The 17,792-nt window shown below is 66.5% G+C and carries 19 protein-coding genes; 13 read left to right on the forward strand and 6 right to left on the reverse strand.

The window, feature by feature from the left end:
- The first annotated feature begins 1 nt into the window (after window position 1).
- From IEX33_RS04815 to IEX33_RS04875, 13 genes are all read left to right on the forward strand, one after another.
- Window positions 2-244 (forward strand): RNA-binding protein, encoded by a 243-nt coding sequence (locus IEX33_RS04815; RefSeq protein ID WP_018759999.1) that lies wholly within the window; start codon window positions 2-4, stop codon window positions 242-244.
- Between the two features lie 107 nt (window positions 245-351).
- A complete protein-coding gene (gene rimM / locus IEX33_RS04820; RefSeq protein ID WP_188728051.1) occupies window positions 352-900 on the forward strand; it encodes a ribosome maturation factor RimM in 549 nt (182 codons plus the stop codon).
- Complete coding sequence (trmD, locus tag IEX33_RS04825; protein WP_188728053.1) at window positions 901-1,713, forward strand: tRNA (guanosine(37)-N1)-methyltransferase TrmD; 813 nt, start codon at window positions 901-903, stop codon at window positions 1,711-1,713.
- A 275-nt stretch (window positions 1,714-1,988) separates the two neighbouring features.
- On the forward strand, window positions 1,989-2,348 hold the full coding sequence (rplS, locus tag IEX33_RS04830; protein ID WP_066276805.1) for a 50S ribosomal protein L19: 360 nt from the start codon (window positions 1,989-1,991) through the stop codon (window positions 2,346-2,348).
- 85 nt (window positions 2,349-2,433) lie between these two features.
- Window positions 2,434-3,108 carry a signal peptidase I gene (lepB, locus tag IEX33_RS04835; RefSeq protein WP_188728055.1) on the forward strand — a complete coding sequence of 225 codons (675 nt, stop codon included), beginning with the start codon at window positions 2,434-2,436 and terminating at the stop codon, window positions 3,106-3,108.
- Entirely contained in the window at window positions 3,109-3,936 is an 828-nt protein-coding gene (gene lepB / locus IEX33_RS04840) for a signal peptidase I (protein ID WP_188728057.1), read from the forward strand.
- A 2-nt stretch (window positions 3,937-3,938) separates the two neighbouring features.
- The gene (locus IEX33_RS04845) at window positions 3,939-4,748 is read left to right on the forward strand and encodes a ribonuclease HII (RefSeq protein ID WP_229675225.1); all 810 of its coding nucleotides are present in this window, start codon (window positions 3,939-3,941) and stop codon (window positions 4,746-4,748) included.
- 48 nt (window positions 4,749-4,796) lie between these two features.
- Complete coding sequence (locus tag IEX33_RS04850; protein WP_056335405.1) at window positions 4,797-5,123, forward strand: DUF2469 domain-containing protein; 327 nt, start codon at window positions 4,797-4,799, stop codon at window positions 5,121-5,123.
- A gap of 139 nt (window positions 5,124-5,262) precedes the next feature.
- Window positions 5,263-5,619, forward strand: coding sequence for a YraN family protein (locus IEX33_RS04855; protein WP_066276799.1), 357 nt, complete (start codon window positions 5,263-5,265; stop codon window positions 5,617-5,619).
- Window positions 5,620-7,164, forward strand: a complete 1,545-nt coding sequence (locus IEX33_RS04860) for a YifB family Mg chelatase-like AAA ATPase (protein WP_188728059.1) — start codon at window positions 5,620-5,622, stop codon at window positions 7,162-7,164.
- On the forward strand, window positions 7,161-8,366 hold the full coding sequence (dprA, locus tag IEX33_RS04865; RefSeq protein ID WP_377089934.1) for a DNA-processing protein DprA: 1,206 nt from the start codon (window positions 7,161-7,163) through the stop codon (window positions 8,364-8,366). The genes IEX33_RS04860 and dprA overlap by 4 nt, the downstream gene beginning before the upstream one ends.
- 109 nt (window positions 8,367-8,475) lie before the next feature.
- Window positions 8,476-9,402: a tyrosine recombinase XerC gene (locus IEX33_RS04870; RefSeq protein WP_188728060.1), complete on the forward strand. Its 927-nt coding sequence runs from the start codon at window positions 8,476-8,478 to the stop codon at window positions 9,400-9,402.
- Window positions 9,403-9,643: 241 nt separating this feature from the next.
- Complete coding sequence (locus tag IEX33_RS04875) at window positions 9,644-10,147, forward strand: DUF3145 domain-containing protein (RefSeq protein WP_066276789.1); 504 nt, start codon at window positions 9,644-9,646, stop codon at window positions 10,145-10,147.
- Window positions 10,148-10,235: 88 nt separating this feature from the next.
- On the opposite strand, the gene IEX33_RS04880 is transcribed toward IEX33_RS04875, so the two are convergent.
- The 6 genes from IEX33_RS04880 to aceE all read right to left on the reverse strand — a co-directional run.
- Entirely contained in the window at window positions 10,236-11,471 is a 1,236-nt protein-coding gene (locus tag IEX33_RS04880; protein ID WP_188728062.1) for a beta-ketoacyl-[acyl-carrier-protein] synthase family protein, read from the reverse strand.
- Window positions 11,472-11,679: 208 nt separating this feature from the next.
- The gene (locus tag IEX33_RS04885; protein ID WP_009359314.1) at window positions 11,680-11,925 is read right to left on the reverse strand and encodes an acyl carrier protein; all 246 of its coding nucleotides are present in this window, start codon (window positions 11,923-11,925) and stop codon (window positions 11,680-11,682) included.
- 79 nt (window positions 11,926-12,004) lie between these two features.
- Window positions 12,005-13,066: a beta-ketoacyl-ACP synthase III gene (locus tag IEX33_RS04890; protein WP_188728064.1), complete on the reverse strand. Its 1,062-nt coding sequence runs from the start codon at window positions 13,064-13,066 to the stop codon at window positions 12,005-12,007.
- Window positions 13,063-13,992 (reverse strand): ACP S-malonyltransferase, encoded by a 930-nt coding sequence (locus IEX33_RS04895; RefSeq protein WP_188728067.1) that lies wholly within the window; start codon window positions 13,990-13,992, stop codon window positions 13,063-13,065. Before IEX33_RS04895 ends, IEX33_RS04890 begins: the two co-directional genes overlap by 4 nt.
- Window positions 13,993-14,080: 88 nt before the next feature.
- A complete protein-coding gene (locus IEX33_RS04900; protein WP_188728069.1) occupies window positions 14,081-15,325 on the reverse strand; it encodes a PucR family transcriptional regulator in 1,245 nt (414 codons plus the stop codon).
- Between the two features lie 154 nt (window positions 15,326-15,479).
- On the reverse strand, window positions 15,480-17,792 hold a 2,313-nt coding region (gene aceE, locus IEX33_RS04905; protein WP_188728071.1), incomplete at its 5' end, for a pyruvate dehydrogenase (acetyl-transferring), homodimeric type.

Below are 17,792 nucleotides of genomic sequence, written 5' to 3' on the forward strand. Positions count from 1 at the left end.
ATTGCTGGCAGAAGCGCTGGAACACCTGGTCCGCGGAATCGTTGATTCCCCGGATGACGTCAAGGTCAGCTCCAAGAACAACCGCCGCGGGGACACCCTCGAAGTGCGCGTTCATCAGGACGACCTCGGAAGGGTGATTGGCCGCCAGGGCCGCACGGCGCGTGCACTGCGCACCGTGGTGGCAGCCCTGGCCGGTGGCGAGCCGGTACGGGTCGACGTTGTCGACACCGACCGCCGCCGCTGAGCGCTCGGCACTATTCAGTTTTAGCTCCGGCCCCTCCACCCATGCGGTGGAGGGGCCGGAGTGCTTTTACCAGAGCACCGAAAACCACATCCAACACAGAGGAACACATGCAGCTTCAGGTGGCACGAATCGGCAAACCGCACGGCATCCGCGGCGAAGTGACGGTCCAGGTCCTGACCGACGCCCCTGGGGACAGGTTCGTGCCGGGCACCGAGTTCGTGGTTGAGCCGGCGTCAGCGGGCCCGCTCACCGTAATCAGCGCCCGCTGGAACAAGGACATCCTGCTGCTGGGCTTTGACGAAATTGGGACCCGCAACGAAGCGGAAACACTCCGGGGCGCCAAGCTTTTCATCGAAACCGAGGAGCTGGACGAAGACGACGACGAAGGCTGGTACGAGCACGAACTCGTTGGCCTGGAGGCCAGGATCGGTCCCCGCGTGGTCGGCAAGGTCACCGCACTGAACACCATGCCTGTCCAGGACCTGCTCATGGTCACCACGCCGGAGGGCAAGGAAATCCTGGTTCCCTTCGTGGAGCAGATCGTGCCCGAGGTCAATGTTGACGGCGGGTTCATCCTCCTCACGCCGCCGGACGGCCTCTTCGAGCTGAATGCGGAGGACGAAGCAGCCGCTTCGGAGCCGGAGGAGAAAGCCTAGATGCGGATCGACGTCGTCAGTATTTTTCCCGAATACCTGGCACCGCTGGAACTGTCCCTGATCGGAAAAGCCCGCCAGGACGGGATCCTGGACCTCCGCGTCCACGACCTCCGCGCCTTCACCACGGACAGGCACCGCACCGTCGACGACACGCCTTACGGCGGGGGCGCCGGCATGGTGATGAAGCCCGAACCATGGGCGCAGGCCCTGGAGTCCATCGCTGCCGACCGCCCGGAGGGATCGGGCAGGCCGGTCCTGATCGTGCCGTCGCCGGCGGGGGAGAGGTTCACCCAGGCGCTGGCGTACGAACTGGCCGAGCAGGAGCACCTTGCGTTCGCCTGCGGACGCTACGAGGGCATCGACGAGCGCGTCATTGAGTGGTCCCGGGAGCATTTTGACGTCCGCCCCGTCAGTCTGGGGGACTACGTCCTCAATGGCGGCGAGGTTGCGGTGCTGGCCATGGTGGAAGCCATTGGACGCCTGCTGCCGGGCGTGGTGGGCAACCCCGAGTCCCTGGTGGAGGAATCCCATGCCGACGGGCTCCTGGAATACCCCGTCTACACCAAGCCCTCTGTGTGGCGCGAGCGGGAAGTGCCTGCCGTGCTGCTGAGCGGGAACCACGGCAGGATCGCGCAGTGGCGCCGCCACGAACAGTTCCGGCGGACGGCGGAGCGCCGCCCCGACCTCCTCGAAGCGTTCGACGCCGGCAGGCTGCCACGTGCCGACCGCACGGAACTGCAGGACCTGGGATACGACGTCGTGGACGGCCGCCTGCGCCGCCGCCCCGGCGCTGAAGGCATCCCGCAGGACTAATGGCGTCATGCTGCCGTGGCCAGCTCCCTGGGTTCCGGAAGCTGCAGGATTGGCTGTAGCCCCCGTGGTGTGGCAAAATTAGTCCTTGTGTCTGCTGGGTCCGCACCTGCCACAGGGGGAGCGCAACCAACAGCTAAGGCAACCGGCCTCATCAATCAGTGAAGTGGCCGGACCACTTACCTTTCGGCGGAGATCCCCGGTGCGCCACGAGCGCCCCAGGTTTTGCTGCCGTGACCCAAAGTGAATGACCTGTGGCGTTCACCAGGAGTGCAATTATGCATATTCTCGATTCCCTCGATGCAGCCTCGCTGCGTACCGATGTTCCCGAGTTCCGCGCGGGTGACACCCTCAAGGTGCACGTGAACATCATCGAAGGCAAGAACTCCCGTGTCCAGGTATTCCAGGGCTTCGTCCTGGGCCGCCAGGGCGACGGTGTCCGTGAGACCTTCACGGTCCGCAAGGTTTCCTTCGGCGTCGGTGTGGAGCGTACCTTCCCGGTTCACTCCCCGATCATCGACAAGATCGAGGTCGTCACCAAGGGTGACGTCCGCCGCGCGAAGCTTTACTACATGCGCGCACTGCGCGGTAAGGCTGCGAAGATCAAGGAAAAGCGCGACTTCAGCACCGCCAAGTAGGTCCTTTCGGACCTGCAGAGGCCGGGCCGCAGCCGTATCCGGCCAGCGCCGGAGCCATTCAGCACCAGCGCCCAGGATACGGACCATGGACCACACAAAACGCCAGCCCCGGAAAATGGGCTGGCGTTTTGCGTTCCTGGCCGTCATCCTGGCCGTTGCGGTCAGCGGACTGGTCCGATCGCTGTGGCTTGATGTGTACTTCATCCCGTCCGCGTCCATGGAACCCGTGCTGGAAGGCGGGGACCGCATCCTGGTTTCCCGGACCGACTTCCGCGCCGAGCCCATCCGGCGCGGGGACATTGTCGTTTTTGACGGAAGGGGCAGTTTCGCCCCGCTCAACAGCGGCAACGGCCCCTTGGTGGACAGCGCGGCCGCCGTCACCCACTGGATCGGCCTCACCGGCAGCGACACCACCTACGTCAAGAGGGTCATCGGGCTCCCGGGGGACTCGGTGGCCTGCTGCGACGCCGGCGGCAACGTGACGGTGAACGGAGAGGCCCTGGCGGAACCCTACATCTTCAACGGAGATGCCCCCAGTACCCAAAAGTTCAGTGCCGTGGTCCCTGATGGCCGACTGTGGCTGATGGGGGACCACCGCTCCGTGTCCGCCGATTCGCGCAGCCTGCTCGGAGCCCCCGGCGGCGGCATGGTCCCGCTGGACAGGGTGATCGGCAGGCCGGTCCAGATCATCTGGCCGCTTGATAGATTTGCTTCAGTACCCCGTCCGCCTGCAGGACCAACAACAGAGAACGGACAGTAGATGCCCGAGAACCACGCGCGGACTCCCGAACCACGCCACGAAGGCGCTTCGGACGTTCCGGCCGATGCCGTTCCCGGGACTTCCGCCCAGGGTCCTGACGCGCCGGCGTCCGGCGCCGCGGGCAGCCGCGCCGCCGCCAAGTCAGCGGCGAAGCCCGCCGGCAGCCCCGTCTTCGCATGGCTGAAGGAAGTGGCCACGGTGGTGGTGATCGCCGTCGTCCTCTCCTTCCTGATCAAGACCTTCCTGTTCCGTGCGTTCTTCATCCCGTCCGAATCCATGGTCAATACCCTGGAAGTGGACGACCGCATCTTCGTCAACCTCCTGGTCCCCGAGCCGTTCGCACTGAACCGCGGCGACGTCGTGGTTTTCCGGGATACCAAGGGTTGGCTCCAGGCCGCGCCCGAACAACCGCAGGGTCCCTTCACCTGGGTCCAGGACGGGCTGACGTTCGTTGGCCTGCTGCCGGACAACTCCGAGCAGCACCTGGTCAAGAGGGTCATCGGGCTCCCGGGGGACCATGTGGTCTGCTGCGATGCCGGCGGTAGACTGACAATTAACGGGACCGCCATCAACGAGAGCTATATCAATCCGGCTGAAATCCCGCAGATCCGCAACTTCGACGTAACTGTCCCCGAGGGCAAGGTGTGGGTGATGGGAGACAACCGCAACCATTCCGCCGACTCCCGCGCCCACATGGACTCCGACGGCGGATTCATCGACATTGCCGACCTCGAAGGCAAGGCCGCCGTCATTGCCTGGCCACTGAGCCGGTTCACCACCTTGGGCAACTATCCGGACGTGTTCCGCAACGTACCGGCGGCGCCCTGACCATGCCCGCCGCACTCAAGCCCAGGTCCGGTTCCACCAAGGTTCCCTCACCGGGCACCAAAATTCCCTCACCGGGGAAGGCGCCCACCCTTCGGCACGAGCGGACCTTCAAGGCCCAGGGGATCCGGTACCTTGCCGGTGTGGACGAGGTGGGGCGCGGCGCGCTTGCCGGGCCCGTCAGCGTGGGCATCGCCGTGGTTGACCTGGAACGGCAGAAGCCCCTGGCCGGGGTCCGGGACAGCAAACTCCTGGCCCCGGCGGAGCGGGAACGCCTTGACCCGCTGGTCCGCCGGTGGAGCGTGGCCTCGGCAGTGGGCCACGCCTCAGCGCAGGAAATCGACTCCATCGGCATCATCGCCGCGTTGCGCCTTGCAGGAACCAGGGCGTGGCAGGAAGTCCTTTCTGCGGGTGTCCGCCCCGAGGCGGTGCTCCTGGACGGAAGCCACAACTGGCTTTCACCTGCCGGGCAGCTGTCCCTGTTCGACGAGCCCATGGTGGAGGCCAGCTGCGACGCTCCGGTTCACACCAAGGTCAAGGCGGATATGCAGTGCCTGAGCGTGGCGGCTGCCAGCGTCATCGCAAAGGTTGAGCGGGACCGGATGATGCGGGAGCTCCACGGTGAGTTCCCTGACTTCGGCTGGGACGTCAACAAGGGCTACGCCACCGCACTGCACCGGGATGTCCTCCGTGCGGCCGGGCCCACGCCATACCACCGGGTCAGCTGGCGGCTCCTTGGTGGGGAACTGGCTGACGCCGGCCTGCCGGACGGTGCAGGGCCAGGCGGGGAAGAAGCTGCTGCCGCGGGGGACTGAGCCCCGCGCCGGACACCAGCCGCCCTGCCGATGGTGCAAGATGGAAGCATGAGTGCCGAGGATCTTGAAAACTACGAAACCGACATGGAGCTTCAGCTCTACCGTGAATACCGCGATGTCGTCGGGCTGTTCAGCTACGTTGTCGAGACCGAACGCCGCTTCTACCTGGCCAACCACGTGGACCTGCAGGCCCGCAGCGCAGACGGCGAGGTCTACTTTGACCTGACCCTGCAGGATGCCTGGGTCTGGGACGTCTACCGTTCCGCACGGTTCGTCAAGAGTGTCCGCGTCCTGACCTTCAAGGACGTCAACGTCGAAGAGCTTCCGCGCAACGAAGAGCTTGCCCTGCCCAAGGATGTCGACCTGGGCAACTAGCGCTTTTGCACGGGCCCGGACTTCTCCTGCACAGCTGACCTTTCCTGCACAGGGCCTGCCGGCCCAGGTTCATCCACATAGGGGACCGCCGTCCTGTCCTTCGTGTCCCAGCCCGTCCAGGCTGGTTGCGGAGGTAGACATGAAATCGAAAGACCTGCTGGGCCGGCACGGCGAGGACCTTGCCGCCGGTTACCTGGAAACCCTCGGCATGCTCGTGGTGGAGCGCAACTGGCGCTGCACCGAGGGCGAAATAGACATCGTCGCGCTCGACGGCGATGCCCTGGTGATTGCCGAGGTCAAAACCCGCCGTACTCTCGATTACGGCCATCCCTTTGAAGCCGTTGGCCCGGACAAGCTGGCGCGGTTGCACCGGCTCGGGGCCGCATGGTGCCGGGACCGTGAGCTTCGGATGCCGCTGCGGCGCGTTGACGTCATCGCGGTGATTGACGACGGCGGCGGGTCGCCCCTGGTGGAGCACCTCAGGGGGGTGGGCTGAATGCCCCTGGGACGCACCTACTCCATCGCCCTGGTGGGGCTCAACGGCTACATGGTGGAGGTCGAGGCCGACATTGGCCAGACCCTCCCTGCATTCGTATTGCTCGGGTTGCCGGACGCCTCCCTGAACGAGGCCAAGGAACGGATCCGGTCGGCTGCGAAGAATTCCGGAATTCCGCTGAGCCGCCGGAAGATCACCGCCAACCTCATCCCCGCGTCCCTGCCGAAGCGGGGATCCGGATTCGACCTGGCGGTGACCATGGCCGTACTCCGTGCCGCCAATGACATCAAACCCACCGGGCGGACGGTGTTTATCGCCGAGCTGGGACTCGACGGCCGGCTGCGCCCTGTTCGCGGCATCCTTCCGGCGGTGATGGCCTCGGTGCAGGCCGGTTATCCGGACATCGTCGTAGCGCAGGCAAACTTGGCGGAGGCATCGTTGGTTCCTGATGCCAGGGTGCGGGGGTTCAGCACCCTGGCCCGGCTGGCGCTGGAATTCGGCGCGGATCCCCAGGAGCTTGCGCTGGATTTCGAACCTGAGGACCCGGACAGCCCCGGGGACGCAGGAGTGGAGGCCGGCACCTACCCTGACATGGCGGACGTCTCCGGCCAGGGGGATGCCCGGCGCGCACTGGAAGTCGCAGCTGCCGGGGCCCACCACCTCCTCGTGACGGGGCCTCCGGGTGCGGGCAAGACCATGCTGGCGGAACGCCTGCCCGGGCTCCTGCCGGATCTTGGCGACCATGAGTCCATGGAGGTCACGGCCATCCATTCGTTGTGCGGGCTGCCATCATCGTCCGTGCAGCTGCTCCGGCGGCCACCGTTCGAAAGTCCGCACCATTCCGCAACCGCCGCGGCAATCATTGGGGGCGGCTCCGGGCTTCCCCGGCCCGGAGCCGCGTCCCGTGCCCACCGCGGAGTCCTGTTCCTTGACGAGGCACCAGAGTACGAACGCCGCGTGCTGGATGCCCTCCGCCAACCCCTGGAAAGCGGAGAACTGGTGATCCACCGCTCAGCCGGAACCGCTGCTTATCCGGCAAGGTTCCAGCTTGTGCTCGCCGCCAACCCCTGTCCCTGCGGCAAAGCCTCCGGTAAAGGCCTCGACTGCACCTGCACGCCCATGATGCGGCGGCGTTACCTGGCCAGGATGTCCGGTCCGCTCCTCGACAGGGTGGACATCCAGCTTCAGGTGGAACGGGTCTCCCTGGCCGACTTCGGACAGGCCGGGGCCGAGGAAGACACGGCAACAGTCGCACGGCGGGTGCTGGGCGCACGGTCCCGTCAGTTGGAGAGGTTGGCCGCCTACGGGCTGGAAACCAATGCGCAGGTCCCCGGCCGCATACTCCGGGGTGAGCTTCGGCTCCCGCCGGCAGTCACCCGCATCCTGGACCATTCCCTGGAACGCGGCGTCCTCACGGCGCGCGGCTATGACCGGGTGCTTCGGCTCGCATGGACCCTTGCCGATTTGGGATACCGGGAGCAACCGGACATCAACGACATCGGCCAGGCGCTGGGGCTTCGGCAGGCAGCGGCGGCGGCAGCATGAAAGAGGCAGCCATGGATATGGGCATCGAGCGGCGTTCCCGAGCCGCCCTCTCACGCCTCATGGAACCCCAGGACGCGGCCGGACTTGCCCTGGTGCAGGCGGCCGGCGCAGTGGACGCCCTGCGGATCGCCACGGGGCAACTGTCAGCCGGCCCCGAGCTGGAGCGGGAGATCACCGCGCTGCTCTCGGACGGGGGTTCCGGCACCAGCTGGGCAGGGATGGCCGCTTCCCTGAAACGCTGGCATCCCCGGATACCCGACCTGGCCCCCGAGCGGGACCTTGCAACCATGGCGCGACTGGGCGGCCGGCTGATCATCCCGTCGGACGAATTGTGGCCGGTCCAGCTGGCAGACCTCGGAATCCAGGAGCCGATCTGCCTCTGGTGGCGGGGCCAGGAACAGCCGCTGCCCGGAGCAGCAACATCCATAGCCCTGGTTGGCTCGCGGGACAGCACCAGTTACGGCGCCGCCGTCACCGGCGATCTTGCCTACTCGCTGGCCCAGCGTGGCTTCACCGTGGTGTCAGGAGGGGCCTACGGCATCGACGCGCATGCCCACCGGGCCGCCCTCGCCGGAGCGTCCGGTGCGGTCCCCACCATTGCTGTGATGGCAGGGGGAGTGGACCGGTTCTATCCTTCGGGGAACGAGGACCTCCTGCGGGCCGTATCCAACCAGGGCGCCGTCCTGGCCGAGGTTCCTCCGGGCTCCGCCCCCACCCGCTACCGGTTCCTGCAACGCAACCGCATCATTGCCGCCCTGTCCGCCGTGACCGTGGTGGTGGAGGCCAGGTGGCGGTCCGGGGCGCTCAACACCGCCCATCACGCGGAGACCCTTGGCCGGGCGGTCGGCGCTGTGCCGGGGTCCGTGCACAGCGCCAACTCGGCAGGATGCCACCGGCTTCTGCGTGACGGAGGCGCCGTCTGCGTGACGGATGCTGCCGAGGTCGCCGAGCTGGCCGGCCCCAGTGGCTCCGCCCTCCCTGATGCCCGCCACGGGCAGGCTGCAGTGCAGGACGGGCTGACGCTGGAGGATCTGATCCTCCTGGACGCGCTGCCGCTGCGCTCCGTGACGTCGGTCGAAAAGCTCTCGGTGGTGGCTGGCCTGGCCCAGGAGTCGGTGCGGGCCGGGCTGGGCCGGCTGGGCCTGCTGGGCCTCGCCGTCTCAGAACGGGGAGGATGGAAACGCGGCAGGGCAACCGGCTGACGCCCACGGCCCGGCGGGTCCGGGCCGCCCGGGACGGGAAGCGCAGGCACCCGGTTGAGTGGAGCGTGTCAGCCAGTAGTTTCCCTGCCGCAGCTGAGAGAGTAGGTGGGTGGATCATGAGGGATTGCCGGCGGAGCTCGGCGGGGCGCTTGACGCTTTCGCGCGGTACCTCTCCGCCGAGCGTGCGGTCTCGCCCCACACCCTCCGCGGATACCTGGGCGATGTCCGCAGCCTCCTGTCCCACGCTGCGTCTGAAGGCGCTGTCCGGCTCCAGGACCTGGAGCTCGGAACGCTCCGGCGATGGCTCGGTGCCCAAAGCCAGGAGGGTGCGGCGCGCAGCACCCTGGCCCGCCGGTCCGCCTCTGTCAGGGTTTTCACGGCCTGGGCCATGGCGGAGGAGCGTATCGCCACCGATCCCGCGCTCCGGCTCAAGGCCCCGAAACGCGGGCAGTCCCTGCCCGGGGTACTGCAGGCCGGGCAGTTGACCAGGCTGCTGTCCACCCTGGAAGAAGCTGCGGCCGAGGGTGCGCCGCTCGCCCTGCGGGACCGTGCCATCGTGGAGCTGCTCTACGCCACGGGAGTCCGGGTGGGCGAACTGGCGGGGCTGGATGTTGATGACCTGGACCCGGACCGGCGCACTTTGCGCGTCATCGGCAAGGGCAATAAGGAGCGCACTGTCCCGTACGGTGTTCCGGCAGCCCTCGCGGTGGATGACTGGCTGCGGCGCGGCAGGCCACTGCTTGCCCGGGACAACAGCGGGCCGGCCCTCTTCCTGGGCGCCCGGGGCGGAAGGGTGGACCAGCGGCAGGTCCGCTCCATGGTCAACGACCTTTTCGCCGGACTCGGGGACACCTCCGCGTCAGGCCCGCACGCGCTGCGGCATTCGGCGGCCACGCACCTGCTGGACGGCGGAGCCGATCTGCGCGCAGTGCAGGAAATCCTCGGGCACAGCAGCCTGGCCACCACCCAGATCTATACCCACGTCTCGGTTGACCGGCTGCGCCAGAGCTACCAGCAGGCCCACCCAAGGGCGTAAGTCCGAAGGGCAGAATCGCACTGGCGTAATTTGGTGCGGTACGGCACAATAAGAGTCACGTCCGGCAACTTTCAAGTCCCGCTTGAAGCTAGCAGCTTCCTGCGTCACGGTAAGCCCGGACACAGCTTTATCTGATACATCTGAATACGCAGGCAGGAACCACAGCCGCAGTGCACGGCACGGCAGTTCCATCCAGGCAGAGGTCGTTGGGGAAGACGTACCTAGAGCTATGGAGGATGGAATGTCTGTTGCAATGACCCGCGGTGTGCTGTTCGTTCACTCGGCCCCTACGGCTCTGTGCCCCCACGTTGAGTGGGCCATCGGATCTGTCGTGGACAAGCGGACGGACCTTGAGTGGACCCCTCAGCCTGCCGCGCCCGGAATGTTCCGGGCGGAGCTGTCCTGGACCGGTGCCCCCGGTACGGGATCACAGCTTGCGTCGTCCCTGCGGGGGTGGGCGCATCTCCGGTATGAGGTCACCGAGGAGCCGAGCCAGGGTGTCGACGGCGGCCGCTGGTCCCACACCCCTGAGCTGGGCATCTTCCACGCTGTCACCGACGTGCACGGCAACATCATGGTGTCAGAGGACAGGATCCGGTACGCCTACGAGTCAGGCGCCGGTGACCCCGCAGCCGTCTACCACGAGCTTTCCCTTGCCCTCGGCGAGGCCTGGGACGAGGAACTCGAGCCGTTCCGGCACGCCGCCGAAGGCGCACCCGTTCGTTGGCTCCACCAGGTGGGCTGACCGCCGTCGACCTGACTTTTCCATAGCAAAGAGGAGGCCCCGCCGAATGGCGGGGCCTCCTCTTGTAGGCGGTACAACGTCCTGAAGGTCAGACGCTGCGGACCGCAATGACGGCGTTGTGGCCACCGAAGCCGAACGAGTTGCTCAGCGCCACGATGTTGCCGGCCGGCAGGTCGCGGGCCGAGGTGACGACGTCGAGCGGGATCTCCGGGTCCTGGTTTTCCAGGTTGATGGTGACCGGTGCCTTCCGGTCGTAAACAGCAAGCACTGTCAGGACGGCCTCGACAGCACCGGATGCGCCCAGGAGGTGGCCCATCTGGGACTTCGTCGCGGAAACGGCGACGTTGTCCACATGGTTTCCCAGTGCAGCCCGGAGGGCAGTGTATTCAGGCTTGTCTCCCACCGGCGTTGACGTGGCGTGCGCGTTCACGTGCACCACGTCCTCAGGCTGGATGCGGCCATCGAACATGGCAGCTTTGAGTGCACGGGTGGCACCCAGGCCTGCGGGGTCAGGAGCCGTGATGTGGTAGGCGTCTGCGGTGACGGACGTTCCCGCCAGTTCACCGTAGATGCGCGCTCCGCGGGCCAAGGCGTGCTCCTCAGCCTCGAGGACCAGTGCACCGGCGCCTTCACCCATGACAAAGCCGTCGCGGCCCGTGTCGTAGGGACGGGAGGCGCCCTGCGGGTCGTCGTTCCGGCGGGAGAGTGCCTGCATGGAGGCGAAGGCTGCGAGGGGCATCGGGTGGATGGCGGCTTCGGCGCCGCCGCACATGACCACGTCGGCCTTGCCTGAGCGGATCAGGTCGAGCCCAAGGTGCAGGGCCTCGGTGCCGGACGCGCAGGCGGAAACAGGGGTGTGGGCGCCGGCGCGGGCGCCGAGGTCCAGGCTGACGGCTGCGGCAACACCGTTGGGCATCAGCATGGGAACGGTCATCGGGAGGACCCGGCGGGGGCCTTTTTCCTTGAGGGTGTCCCAGGCATCAAGGAGCGTCCAGACGCCGCCAATACCCGTGGCGAAGGCGACTGCCAGCCTGTCCTTGTCAAAGTCGGTGATGCCGGAGTCAGCCCAGGCTTCACGGGCTGCGATGACGCCGAACTGGGTGGACGGGTCCATGCGCTTGGCCTCGACGCGGCTGAGCACGTCCAGGGCCGGGGTGCTGCAGCGCGCGGCGAAGTGGACGGGCAGCTCGTACTTGGCAACCCAGTCGTCCTCCAGGGTGCGGGCACCGGAGACCCCCTTGAGCGCGTTGTTCCACATCGTGGGTACATCGCCGCCGATGGGCGTGGTGGCACCCAGACCGGTGATGACTACTTTGCGTGTCATGGGATCACTCTTTCGTCGGTGGGGAATCCGTCTGCCGGAGGTCCCGCGTATTGATGATCGGCACTCTGCTGCAAGCAACAACACTGCCAGGAACAGGGCCCTTGGGAGCAGTCCCTGCGTGGGCAGGTGCCGGAAAATGCGGCGGGCTGCCGGCCCGGTCGTCCGGACCGGCAGCCCTGCCATGCCGATTGAACGGCGAAAGCCCAGGCTAGGCCTGTGCTCCGGCGATGAAGCTGACGGCGTCGCCGACGGTCTTGAGGTTCTTGACCTCTTCGTCCGGGATGCGCACGCCGAACTTTTCTTCGGCGTTGACCACAATGGTCATCATGGAGATGGAGTCGATGTCCAGGTCCTCGGTGAAGGACTTGTCCAGCTCCACGGCCTCGGGGGCCAGGCCTGTTTCTTCGTTGACGATTTCAGCCAAGCCGGCCAGGATCTCTTCGTTGCTAGCCATTGATGGCTCCTTTTCTTGTATTGCCGGCAGGGGCTGCCGGAAATGGTTCAGGACGCGGTTGCGGCCTGTTGGGGCGTTCCTAAGGAAGGACAACTACCTGTGCGCCGAAGACGAGCCCGGCTCCGAATCCGATCTGGAGAGCCAGTCCGCCGCTCAGTTCCGGCTTTTCGGCCAGCAGGCGGTGGGTGGCCAGCGGAATGGACGCTGCCGAGGTGTTACCTGCATCAGCGATGTCCCGTGCCACTGTAACCGTCTCGGGCAGCTTCAGTTTCTTCACCATCTCATCGATGATGCGCATGTTGGCCTGGTGGGGGATGAAGGCCACCAGGTCCTCGGCTCGGACTCCGGCGGCGTCCATGGCCTGCTGGGCCACCTTTGCCATCTCCCACACCGCCCAGCGGAAGACGGTCTGGCCGTCCTGGCGGAGGGTGGGGTACAGTTCCTGGGCTTCCTCGAGCAGGGCAAGGTCCCCTGTCGAGTCCGACTGGCGGGCAGCCAGGCCAAGGTCGCGGACATCGAGCATGGAACGGGTCATGCCGATGGCGTCCCACTTGCTGCCGTCCGACCCCCAGACCGACGGTGCGATTCCGGGAGTTTCGGAGGGGCCAATGACGACGGCGCCGGCACCGTCCCCAAGCAGGAAGGAGATGGTGCGTTCACGGTTGTCGATGACGTCTGACAACTTCTCGGCGCCCACCACCAGGACATACTTCGCGGCGCCTGAACGGACCAGGGCGTCCCCCTGGGCGATGCCGTAGCAGTAGCCGGCGCAGGCCGCGGAGATGTCAAAGGCAGGCGCCGGGGTGGCGCCGAGGCGGTCCGCCAGGGCGGCCGCGGCAGACGGCGTGGCGTAGGGATGGGTCACGGTGGAGACAATGACAGCCCCCAGGTCCGAGGCCTGGATTCCAGCCTTATCCATGGCCTCGCGGGCAGCGCCCTCGGCCATGTCGATGACGCTGACTCCGGCCGGGGCCCGGTGCCGGGTCACGATGCCGGTGCGCTGGCGGATCCATTCATCGGAGGAATCGATCCACTGGCATACGTCCTCATTGGTGACGATAACGTCCGGCCGGAAGGCACCCAGGCCGAGAATCCGGGTGTGCTCCTGAATCGGGGCCTGTTTCAGCGTGGGAACGCTCATGCGTTGCCCTCCAGTTCTGCGAAAAGCGCCAGTGCGGCGGAAAGGTCGTCAGGGGTTTTGACCGCGACGGTTTTGACGCCGGGCATGCCCCGCTTGGCGAGGCCGACAAGCGTGCCGGCAGGAGCAAGTTCAATGACGCCGGTGACGCCCCGCGCGACCATAGTTTCCATGCACCGGTCCCAACGGACAGGACGTGACACCTGGGCAATGAGGCTCCCGACGGCGGCGTGGCCGTCGGTGACTTCACCGCCGTCGTAGTTGGACAGCAGCGGCACCTTCGGTGCCTGCGGCTTCAGCTGGGGTTCCAGCGCCTTCAGGGCACTGACTGCGGGAGCCATGTGGCTCGTGTGGAAGGCTCCGGCCACCTTCAGGGGAATGACCCGGGCCTTGGCCGGCGGGTTGTCGGCCAGGGCCTTCAGCTGGTCAAAGGTTCCCGCGGCAACGGTCTGGCCCGCGCCGTTGACGTTGGCCGGGGTGGCGCCCGCGGCCGTGATGGCCGCCAGGACGTCGGCGGGGTCGCCGCCCACCACTGCGCTCATGCCGGTGGGGGTGACGGCAGCGGCTGCAGCCATGCTGTTGGCACGCTCCCGGACGAACGTCATGGCCTCCTGCTCGGTGAGTACGCCTGCAAGGGCGGAGGCGGTGATTTCACCAACGGAGTGGCCTGCCAGGATGACCGGAAGGGAGCTGAGCTCAACATCGAACAGGGAAGCGGCCGCAACCAGGCCGGCGGCGACGATCAGGGGCTGCGCTACGGCGGTGTCCTTGATGGTTTCTTCATCTGAGGTGGTCCCGTGGGCGATCAGGTCAATGCCCGCGATGTCGCTGAGGGCGGCCAGCTGGCCTGCCACCGGGGGCAGTTCCAGCCAGGGGGCCAGAAAACCCGGGGTCTGTGAGCCCTGTCCAGGGCAGACTATTGCAAGCACGTATCCAGCTTTCCAAATTACTGTGTGATCCAGCGGTGTTTGTCCGCACCAAGCTCACGGGGTCAGGTTGTAGGAAGTCTACAACGCGTCAGGGCTGATTCCGGGACGGCTGGCGTTCAACCGCAGCTTTCGGTGGCGTCGAAAGACGGCCCACAACGAGAGCGGCCTGCAGGACAAAAGCCTCCCTCGGCAGGAGCGGATCCCACCCTGTGACGTCGCAGACGCGCTTCAAACGGTACCGCACGGTGTTCGCGTGAACGAAGAGTTCCCGGGCTGTCGCCTCCAGTGAATGCCCCAGCTCCAGGTAGGTGCCGAGGGTTTCAACAAGCCCGTTGGACGCGGCCAGCAAGGGGCGGTAGATGTTCTTGACCAGGGAACGGCGGGCGGCGTCGTCCCCGGAGATGACCCGTTCCGGCAGCAAATCGTCGGCAGCCACGGGCCGGGGGGCCGAGGGCCACGCCCTGGCCGCGGTCAGGCCGGCAAATGCCGACTGGGCGGAACCGCTGGCCTCCAACAGTGAACCGGCCTCGGGGCCGTACACCACAGGGCCGGGAGCAAACATCTCGCTGAGCTTCACATATGCGGTTTCCCTGTCCTGCACGCCGCCCAGGATGAGGATGAGCCGGTCGCCCTGGATGCCCACCAGTGCGTCCTCCGCGTACCGGCCGGCCATCCGGCGCAGCTCGCTGACGTAGCTGGCACTGGGCTCCGAAGGGGAGTTGCCCACCATGACCGTGAAGCGCTCCTGGGCCTTCCAGCCAAGCGCCGCGATCCTGGAGCGCAAAGCGTCCGTGTTCTCGCCGCGCAGGATGGCGTCCACAATCAGGGCCTCGAGCCGGGTATCCCAGGACCCCCGGGATTCCGCGGCACGCGCGTAGACGTCCGCCGCAGCGAAGGCAACTTCCCTCGAGTAGCGCAACACGGCTTCACGGAGGGACGGCTGGTCGGCCTCCGGTGCAATGACCGGTACCTGGTCCTCCACCACCTCCACCACGATCCGGATCAACTGCAGCGCTTTCTGCAGGCTGATGGAGCGGGTCAGTTCGGTGGGTGCTGTTCCAAAGACGTCCGTCAGGATCCACGACGGAGAGCTGGGCCTCTCATACCACGTGACGAAAGCCGCAATGCCGTTCTGTGCCACCATGCCCAGCGCCGAGCGCTCGTCCGAGCTGAGCCGGCTGTACCAGGGCAGGGACTTTTCCAGCTCGCGCATGGTGGTGGTGGACAGCTGGCCCACGTTTGCCCGCAGTTTCTTGAGGGTCTCCGACTTCTCCGGAGTAACCCCCGGAGTGGACGGTTTGCGCTTGGCGGACGGGGTGGCAGGTGCTGGCATTCTTTGAGCATACGGGCAGCGTCCCGCAACCTCCATTTGTGCAAAGGCTACAATCCACCTTGCCCTGCGTCACATGGCCCCTGGGCCTTAACGGACGACGGCGGCCCCCGCCTTTCGGAGGGGGCCGCCGTCGCGTCTTTACTTAGGAGACAGGCTAGGCTTCGCCGCCAGCGTTGCCCGTGGTGCCCGCATTGACGTTGTGAAGCCTGTACTTCTCAATCGCCTTGATCGGGGCCTGCGCATCCACCTCGCCGCGGCGGGCGAGCATCTCCAGTGAACGCACCACGATGGAGTGGGTGTCGTTCTTGAAGAAGCGGCGGGCTGCGGCGCGGGTGTCGGAGAAGCCGAAGCCGTCGGCGCCGAGGGTGGCGAATTCGTTGGGGACGAATTGGCGGATCTGGTCGGGGACGGCTTTCATGTAGTCGGACACGGCGACGACGGGTCCGGTGGCTCCTTCGAGCTGCCGGGTGACGAAGGGGACGCGGGCGGGTTCGCCGGGGTTGAGGAAGGCTTCCTCTTCGGCGGCGAGTCCGTCGCGGCGCAGTTCGTTCCAGGAGGTCACGGACCAGACGTCGGCGGAGACTGACCAGTCTTCGGCGAGGATCCGCTGGGCTTCGATGGCCCAGGGGACGGAGACGCCGGAGGCCAGGATCTGGGCCCGGGGACCGTCGATCTTTGCCGGGGCGAGCAGGTAGATGCCCTTGATGACGCCCTCGACGTCCAGTTCCTCCGGTTCGGCGGGCTGGGTAATCGGCTCGTTGTACACGGTGAGGTAGTACATGAGGTTCCGGTCTTCCGATTCCGGCCCGTACATGCGTTCGAGGCCGTCGCGGATGATGTGGCCCATTTCGTAGCCGTAGGCGGGGTCGTAGGTGACGACGGCGGGGTTGGTGGAGGCGAGCAGGGGGGAGTGGCCGTCGGCGTGCTGGAGTCCTTCGCCGGTGAGGGTGGTCCGTCCTGCGGTGGCGCCGATGATGAAGCCGCGGGTCATCTGGTCCGCGGCGGCCCAGAACGCGTCGCCGGTGCGCTGGAAGCCGAACATGGAGTAGAACACGTAGACCGGGACCAGGGGCACGCCGTGGGTGGCGTAGGCGGTGCCGGCGGCGGTGAAGGCTGCCACGGCGCCGGCTTCGTTGATGCCGGGGTGGATCAGCTGGCCCTGGGCGGATTCCTTGTAGGCCAGGACCAGGTCCCGGTCCACGGAGAGGTAGTTCTGGCCCTTGGGGTTGTAGATCTTCGCGGTGGGGAAGAACGCGTCCATGCCGAACGTGCGTGCCTCGTCCGGAATGATCGGGGCGATGTGCTTGCCGAAGTTCTTGTCCCGCATCAGGTCCTTGAGCAGGCGCACGAAGGCCATGGTGGTGGCGGCCTGCTGTTTGCCCGAGCCTCGTTTGGCGACCTCGTAGGACTTGGCCTCGGGCAGGGTGATCTCGGCGTGCTTGGACCGGCGTTCGGGAACGGACCCGCCCAGGGCGGCGCGGCGCTCCATCATGTACTTGATTTCCGGAGCGTCGGTGCCGGGGTGGTAGTACGGGGGCTGGTACAGGTCTTTTTCGAGCTGTTCGTCCGTGACGGGGATCCGCAGGTGGTCGCGGAACTTCTTCAGGTCATCCAGGGTGAGCTTCTTCATCTGGTGGGTCGCGTTGCGGCCCTCGAAGTGCGGTCCGAGGCCGTAGCCTTTGACGGTTTTGGCGAGGATGACGGTGGGCTTGCCCTTGAATTCGGTGGCTGCCTTGTACGCGGCGTAGACCTTGCGGTAGTCGTGGCCGCCGCGTTTGAGGTTCCAGATCTGGTCATCGGTGAGGTCCGCGACGAGGTCTTTGGTGCGGGGGTCTTTGCCGAAGAAGTGTTCGCGGACGAACCCGCCGGATTCTGCCTTGTAGGTCTGGTAGTCCCCGTCGGGGGTTTCGTTCATGATCTTCACCAGCGACCCGTCGGTGTCTTTGGTGAGCAGGTCATCCCATTCCCGGCCCCAGACGACCTTGATGACGTTCCAGCCCGCGCCGCGGAAGAACGCTTCGAGTTCCTGCATGATCTTGCCGTTGCCCCGCACGGGCCCGTCCAGGCGCTGGAGGTTGCAGTTGATCACGAAGTTCAGGTTGTCCAGGTTCTCGTTCGCGGCGAGCTGGAGCAGGCCGCGGGACTCGGGCTCGTCCATTTCCCCGTCGCCCAGGAACGCCCAGACCTGCTGGTCGGAGGTGTCTTTCAGGCCCCGGTTGTGCAGGTACCGGTTGGACTGGGCCTGGTAGATCGCGTTCATCGGCCCGATGCCCATGGACACGGTGGGGAACTCCCAGAACTCAGGCATCAGCCGCGGGTGCGGGTAGGAGGACAGGGCGTGGCCTTCCTTGGACTTTTCCTGCCGGAACCCGTCCAGGTCCTCCTCCGAGAACCGGCCCTCCATGAACGCCCGGGCGTACATGCCGGGGGAGGCGTGGCCCTGGAAGAAGACCTGGTCACCGCCGCC

The sequence above is a fragment of the Pseudarthrobacter scleromae genome (genome assembly GCF_014644515.1).
GTDB lineage: Bacteria > Actinomycetota > Actinomycetes > Actinomycetales > Micrococcaceae > Arthrobacter > Arthrobacter scleromae.

What these genes read in the sequence shown, in the direction of transcription:
- dprA (WP_377089934.1), top strand. Translation starts at nt 7,161, where the DNA reads ATGAAAGAGGCAGCCATGGATATGGGCATCGAGCGGCGTTCCCGAGCC.
- rplS (WP_066276805.1), top strand. Translation starts at nt 1,989, where the DNA reads ATGCATATTCTCGATTCCCTCGATGCAGCCTCGCTGCGTACCGATGTT.
- IEX33_RS04860 (WP_188728059.1), top strand. Translation starts at nt 5,620, where the DNA reads ATGCCCCTGGGACGCACCTACTCCATCGCCCTGGTGGGGCTCAACGGC.
- IEX33_RS04880 (WP_188728062.1), bottom strand. Translation starts at nt 11,471, where the DNA reads ATGACACGCAAAGTAGTCATCACCGGTCTGGGTGCCACCACGCCCATC.
- IEX33_RS04845 (WP_229675225.1), top strand. Translation starts at nt 3,939, where the DNA reads ATGCCCGCCGCACTCAAGCCCAGGTCCGGTTCCACCAAGGTTCCCTCA.
- IEX33_RS04850 (WP_056335405.1), top strand. Translation starts at nt 4,797, where the DNA reads ATGAGTGCCGAGGATCTTGAAAACTACGAAACCGACATGGAGCTTCAG.
- IEX33_RS04885 (WP_009359314.1), bottom strand. Translation starts at nt 11,925, where the DNA reads ATGGCTAGCAACGAAGAGATCCTGGCCGGCTTGGCTGAAATCGTCAAC.
- trmD (WP_188728053.1), top strand. Translation starts at nt 901, where the DNA reads ATGCGGATCGACGTCGTCAGTATTTTTCCCGAATACCTGGCACCGCTG.
- IEX33_RS04875 (WP_066276789.1), top strand. Translation starts at nt 9,644, where the DNA reads ATGTCTGTTGCAATGACCCGCGGTGTGCTGTTCGTTCACTCGGCCCCT.
- rimM (WP_188728051.1), top strand. Translation starts at nt 352, where the DNA reads ATGCAGCTTCAGGTGGCACGAATCGGCAAACCGCACGGCATCCGCGGC.
- IEX33_RS04900 (WP_188728069.1), bottom strand. Translation starts at nt 15,325, where the DNA reads ATGCCAGCACCTGCCACCCCGTCCGCCAAGCGCAAACCGTCCACTCCG.
- lepB (WP_188728055.1), top strand. Translation starts at nt 2,434, where the DNA reads ATGGACCACACAAAACGCCAGCCCCGGAAAATGGGCTGGCGTTTTGCG.
- IEX33_RS04855 (WP_066276799.1), top strand. Translation starts at nt 5,263, where the DNA reads ATGAAATCGAAAGACCTGCTGGGCCGGCACGGCGAGGACCTTGCCGCC.
- lepB (WP_188728057.1), top strand. Translation starts at nt 3,109, where the DNA reads ATGCCCGAGAACCACGCGCGGACTCCCGAACCACGCCACGAAGGCGCT.
- IEX33_RS04890 (WP_188728064.1), bottom strand. Translation starts at nt 13,066, where the DNA reads ATGAGCGTTCCCACGCTGAAACAGGCCCCGATTCAGGAGCACACCCGG.